This is a genomic window from Nitrobacter sp. 62-23 (assembly GCF_001897285.1).
In the GTDB taxonomy this organism is placed as follows: Bacteria; Pseudomonadota; Alphaproteobacteria; order Rhizobiales; family Xanthobacteraceae; genus Nitrobacter.
The window spans coordinates 1-1,595 of record NZ_MKSM01000066.1 but is presented as its reverse complement, the minus strand read 5'-3'; the positions used below and the strand labels follow the sequence as shown (position 1 = coordinate 1,595).

The window sequence follows — 1,595 nt, the reverse complement described above, 5'->3', positions numbered from 1 at the left end:
GCTATGACAAGCGGGCCGATATCTTCCTCTCTACAATCCTCTTGGCCGCTACCCTGACTTGGTGGATCAATTGAGTCTCGACCCTAGAGCGTAATCATGAGGCTGCCGGTCTGACGGGGGCATCAAGAGAAAGACCGGCAGCCTCGTGCCGGAGAGGTTAGCCGGCGCACAATCCTATACGATATATATGAGCATATACAATGTGACTGACTGTCGTTCTCGCGGATGCGAGGCTGTGCGTCCTGAATATCGTCAATGTGAGATCACGACAGACCCTGCTTCCGGGCTCCGCCGCGTCATGGCCGATCGTACTGGGGAGCCGTAGGGCGCACCACCATCCGCTCGATCGATGTCAATGGCCAACGTTTCAACCTGCAGAACGATGCTCCGAAGCCTGCTCAAGGACAACGCGTAAGGCTTGGTCGATGGGTACGTAGCGGGCTTGAATGAATTCACCCACATTGAATCATTAGGCGAAGCTCGCGACCGTCATGGATATGCACCTCGAAAAATCGTACCTACGGAATGATTGTGCTGCAGTTATCCAACTGCGATACAGCGATCGAAGAAGCCGTTTAGAAAACGCGCCACCGATCTCCTCCTCGCCGGCAAACAAAACCCCGGCAGTTTATTGCCGGGGCTTCGTGTCAGGATGTCGATAGCCTGATGTTACCAGTTGCGCTGTGCGCGGAGCATGACGGTCCAGGTGTCCTGATCCTTCAGGGTATAGTGACCCGCAGGCTTGCCGATGCCAGTGTTGGCAGCAAGAGCCGCGACGCCGTCGTACTTCTGATCCAACATTGTGTAAACCGCTTCCGTTGTGAACGTCAGGTTCTTGACCGGAGTCCAGCGGAGGTTCGCACCGACCTGACCGATGTTGTAGTCCGGATTGCAAACGGTGATGTTCCCACCCGCGCCCGCACCAATCAGGGTATGGACCGTGCCGCCGACGCCGCACATCGCAGCTTTGGCGGCACCGGTGTATCGCACCGATGCGTAGGCGCCGAAAACCGAACTGCTCCAGTATGGATTCCAGTTGTGGTTGAAACCGCCACGCATGCCCCAGGTCGAGACCAGCTGGAGCGATCCGCCCGGGCCATACACCGAATCCGGCGCAAAGCCATATCCAACGCCGGTCACGTCAGAAAAGATCGTGGCAGCGCTCGCCGGAGAGGCCTGATCCTGGATGTTGTAACGGGTCGCGCCGTTGGTGTAGACGCCTTGAAGGTTGATCGTGTCACCCGGCCCGGTCGGGATATTCTTGATCGACAGGGCGAGCTGACCAGCCCAGCCCCACTTGCCTCCGGGTCCGCCGCTTGTTTGCGCGGCGCCGTAGTAAGCGGGATTGTTGTCGTGGGCCGCGACCGATGCCTGGAACAGGCCCCACGCCTGATCGACGCGGAGCTGGCCGACGATGTCCGGAACGGTCGTCCCGCCATAGGCGCTGGCGCCGTAGCCGAAGTTGCCTTGCGTCGCAGTGGCGAGGTTGGAAATGCCGGGCTGGTAATACGCGCTCGGATCCTGCACACCGACCGAGGCGGACACGCCGTCGCCGAACTCCGCGGTATAGGTGAACTGGTTCACGCCCGTGTTCG

1 protein-coding gene is annotated in these 1,595 nt (G+C 59.4%); it reads right to left on the bottom strand.

What is annotated here, in order from left to right; translation table 11 throughout:
- Positions 1-669 precede the first annotated feature (669 nt).
- A partial coding sequence (locus BGO16_RS06145) for a porin (RefSeq protein WP_292617711.1) occupies positions 670-1,595 on the bottom strand: 926 nt, incomplete at its 5' end.